Annotated in this window: 5 protein-coding genes; 2 read left to right on the top strand and 3 right to left on the bottom strand. The window is 57.6% G+C overall.

The features are described 5' to 3' along the window. On the top strand, positions 1-492 hold a 492-nt coding region (locus tag GAK38_RS23620), incomplete at its 5' end, for an IS630 family transposase (RefSeq protein WP_325347321.1). Between the two features lie 270 nt (positions 493-762). Here the strand turns inward: GAK38_RS23620 and GAK38_RS23625 are convergent. Further along, positions 763-1,497: an SDR family NAD(P)-dependent oxidoreductase gene (locus tag GAK38_RS23625; protein WP_325347322.1), complete on the bottom strand. Its 735-nt coding sequence runs from the start codon at positions 1,495-1,497 to the stop codon at positions 763-765. A gap of 194 nt (positions 1,498-1,691) precedes the next feature. On the opposite strand from GAK38_RS23625, the gene GAK38_RS23630 reads away from it, so the two are divergent. Further along, positions 1,692-2,681, top strand: a complete 990-nt coding sequence (locus tag GAK38_RS23630; RefSeq protein ID WP_325347323.1) for a LysR family transcriptional regulator — start codon at positions 1,692-1,694, stop codon at positions 2,679-2,681. 106 nt (positions 2,682-2,787) lie between these two features. Here the strand turns inward: GAK38_RS23630 and GAK38_RS23635 are convergent, their stop codons facing one another. Together GAK38_RS23635 and GAK38_RS23640 are read right to left on the bottom strand one after the other, a co-directional pair. After that, complete coding sequence (locus GAK38_RS23635) at positions 2,788-3,309, bottom strand: flavin reductase (RefSeq protein ID WP_325347324.1); 522 nt, start codon at positions 3,307-3,309, stop codon at positions 2,788-2,790. Between the two features lie 29 nt (positions 3,310-3,338). After that, on the bottom strand, positions 3,339-3,611 hold the full coding sequence (locus GAK38_RS23640; protein WP_325347325.1) for a hypothetical protein: 273 nt from the start codon (positions 3,609-3,611) through the stop codon (positions 3,339-3,341). Positions 3,612-3,769: the final 158 nt, after the last annotated feature.

The following is a 3,769-nucleotide window of genomic DNA, read 5'->3' on the forward strand; positions in this document are numbered from 1 at the left end:
ATCAAGACCAACATGTCGCCGATCAGGGGCTGGGGGCCAAAAGGCAAGCGACTGCGGGCATTTGCACCGCATGGCCACTGGCGCACGCTGACATTCCTGGGCGCTTTGAGAAACGATCGGCTGACAGCACCCTGTGTCTTCGACGGACCGATCAACGGCCAGTGCTTCCGCGCCTATGTCGAACAGCAGCTGGTGCCGGTGCTCAAGCCAGGCGACATCGTCGTCATGGACAATCTCGGCAGTCACAAGTCGGCAACCATCCGTCAGTTGATCAAAGCCGCCGGTGCGCGGCTCTGGTTCCTGCCGCCCTATTCACCGGACCTCAATCCGATCGAACAGGCCTTCTCCAAGATCAAGCATTGGATGAGAAATGCACAAAAGCGCACCATCGACGACACATGGCGCCATATCGGAAGCCTGGTCGAAACCATCCAGCCCGCCGAATGCCAGAACTATCTCGAAAATGCCGGATATGGTTCCGTTAAAAGATGAAGCGCTCTAAAATGTATCGGACCGACCGCGATCATGAGACGTCGAAAATCTGCGCCGCGCCGGGATATGACTACGGTTGGGCTACGCCCTCTCTCCGTCACACCCCGGCGCGAGTCTCATCCTGATTGACGCTGAATCTCACCTTGATTGTCGCTACGCAGCCGATCTTGCCAAAGCCAATGATTGCATATGTCATGAGTTACTCTCCGGGGATTTGTGTGGATTTCTAAAGTTCTGCGAACTCTCGTTCGGAGGGATGCAGACAGGAGGTCAGAGCTGAGCGAGACCACCATCAACGGCGACTTCGCTACCAGTCATGAAGCTGCTGTCGTCGGACGCGAGGAACGCGGCAACAGCGCCGATCTCCGATGGATCGGCCATTCGCTGCAGCGGGGTCATAGAGGCATAGACCTTCTGGCCCTCTTCACCGAGCGATGCCTTGGCAAATTCTGTCGCCGTTGCTCCCGGCGAGAGAACGGTTACCCGTATCCCTGTGCCCTTTAGGTCCTCTGCCCAGGTTCGCGCGAGATTGCGAACTGCCGCCTTGCTGGCGCTGTAGGCTGTCATCCCAAGTGCACCCGTCGTGCCAGCGCTTGAACCGGTCAGGATGATCGAACCGCCTCTGCCCATTAGCGGCAGCGCTTTCTGAACGGTGAAGATGGCGCCCTTTACGTTGGTATCGAAAGCTTCGTCGATGTGCAGTGCTGTGATCTTGCCGAGGGGAAGTACGCTCCCTGCCCCGGCATTCGCAAAAACAATGTCGAGTCTGCCGCGCTCAGCCGCCACTGCCGCGTAGAGACGATCAAGATCTGCCTCGTCGGACACCGAGCCGTTGACAGCATGGGCATTTGAGCCGAGCTCGGCAATTGCTGCATCGAGCGCCTCCTGTCTGCGCCCGAAGATGAAGACAAAGGCACCTTCCGCAACGAAACGTTTGGCCGCTGCTAGACCGATGCCGGTTGCGCCACCGGTGATTACTGCCGTCTTCCCATTTAGTCTGCTCATATCATGCATCCTTCGTTTTCGATCTGCGGGGCGGGGAAGACACTGCTGGAAACTTATCCAAGCCGCCCGGTAGCGCCGCTGTTTTGGGTGTATCCCGAAACCCTCTGATAGGCTGGACAAGGGCTGGCTCTCAGTGGGGAAGAACGTACATCGGTGGTGCGTCAATGCACCGGGTGGCCGGCCCCTGCTTGACGGTGGCCTTGCCGTTCGGCCGATCTAAGATAAACTGGATTTTGTTTCGAAGCCGACAGCGCACCGGTCTGGTGCTGGAGAGCACCGTGAGTGACTGGGATGACATCAGATATTTCCTGGCCGTGGCACGCGTAGGCTCCGTTCGGGCTGCTGCAGAAGGACTGGGCGTAAACCATTCCACCGTTCTGCGGCGTATTGCGCAGTTGGAAAGCCGTCTCGGGGCGCAGATATTCGAGAAGCTGCCGTCTGGCTATCGCGTGACCTCTGCGGGCGAGGAGGTCAGGGAGCTCGCAGAACGAATGGAGGTTTCGTCGCATCAGTTGGAGACACGGGTTTCCGGTCGCGATCAGAGCGTTCGAGGATTGTTGCGGGTGACGTTGGCACCGACCTTGGCCACGCGCCTTCTTATGGCTGATTTTGCCGAATTCGCGCGTCTTCATCCAGACATAGAGATGGATATCTTGTCCTCCGGCGAGCTTGCGAACCTGACCAACCGGGAAGCTGACGTGGCGATCCGCGTCGTCTACGATCGCAAAACTTTGCCGCTTAACCTTCACGCCCTGAAAGGACCGGATATCCTCGGCGGTATCTATATATCCCGCGATCGGCTGGCTGCCTGGCGTGCAAATACCCTGCAACCTGTTCGATGGGTCACCATAAGCAGCCATGGCATTCCGGAATGGGTACGCGAAGGCGAAATTCCGGCCGGCGGAGTTCCGTTCAAGGCCACTGATGCCGAAGCGCAGATTGTGGCAGTGCGCGAGGGGATTGGGATGACGACCCTCCCATGCTTCGTCGGAGATGCCGACCCGGACCTGGCTAGAGTGCCCGGTACCGATCTTCATCTCTACGGGGCGGTCTGGGTTTTAACGCAAGGGGAAACTCGCAAAACGATGCGTGTGCACCTGTTCACGGAGTACGTTTCACGTAGGCTCGCAGAATACGCCCCGCTTCTTGCAGGGCACTCGCGAGAGAGCAAGGGCGACAATTGACGCCGTTCACGTAGACATGACTGGGCAAAAAGTTGTCGCGTCGTAAGGGCATATCCCACGAAATCTGACGAAGGTCGTCCGCGTTCGAATTGGATGCCTATCCCTGTCAGACTACACGATACGCCCGATCGAAATAGACGAGGCCGCGACCTTCGGTTCGCGGCTTCATAGCCAGGACGTCGCAGATCAGAAGATCGTGGCTGCCGCTGGAATGAACTGCTGAGACGCGGCAATCAAAGGCCTCCAGTGCATCTTCCAGCACCAGTGATCCCGTTTCGAGCTCCATCCATGCGCCAAGCGCAAATCGCTCGGCGGCCGGCGTCTTGCTGGCAAACAGCTGGCAGACCGGCTGATGCGCGTCCGCGGTGACGTTGACGCAAAGCACGCGGTTGGCAAGCACCGGCTTATAGGCCGAGGAATTCCTGTTAATGCAGACAAGCAGGCTCGGCGGCGTGTCGCTGATGCTGCATACTGCGGTTGCCGCAAAGCCAGTGCGGCCACCGGGTCCATCTGTGGTGACGATGTTGACTGCCGCTCCAAGCCTTGACATGGCATTGCGGAAGCCCAGCTTCAGTGCCTCGTCGCTCGCCGTGTTGTCCTGAATTACTGTTGCCTGAATAGCATTCATGTCTTTTCAAACCCTGGTAGCGAAGCCAATCAGCCGGCTTTTGCGGCGCTGATCGGCATGGCGTGTTCGCTGAGAAGAAAGTACAGCGCTGTCTGATTGAAGGTTTCCGGTTCGCTGATGGACACGGTATACGTTCCATAAGAGAGAACATGAAGTTTTGCGCCCGGCATATCCGTTGCAATCCAAGCCTCTCGGCTACTTTCACAATCTGGATAATGTTTCAAAAAAGCAATTGACGGGCTTTTGCCGCCAGCTACTTGGCTCTTGTCTAAGAGACTAGGCTCCAGACTCAATTGAGCCACCAAGTGATGATAGCTGCGATGTAGCATGTTGCTGCGAAGTTGATCATAAGCTTGTCATATCGGGTTGCGACGCGCCGCCAGTCCTTGAGGCGGCAGAAGGCGCGTTCGATGATGTTCCTGCGGCGGTAGGCGACCGGGTCAAAAGGCTTGATCTGCTT

Source organism: Xylophilus sp., from assembly GCA_009914555.1.
In the GTDB taxonomy this organism is placed as follows: domain Bacteria; phylum Pseudomonadota; class Gammaproteobacteria; order Burkholderiales; family Burkholderiaceae_C; genus WNDY01.

Coding starts and splice junctions, on each gene's coding strand:
- GAK38_RS23625 (WP_325347322.1), bottom strand. CDS start 1,497: ATGAGCAGACTAAATGGGAAGACGGCAGTAATCACCGGTGGCGCAACC.
- GAK38_RS23635 (WP_325347324.1), bottom strand. CDS start 3,309: ATGAATGCTATTCAGGCAACAGTAATTCAGGACAACACGGCGAGCGAC.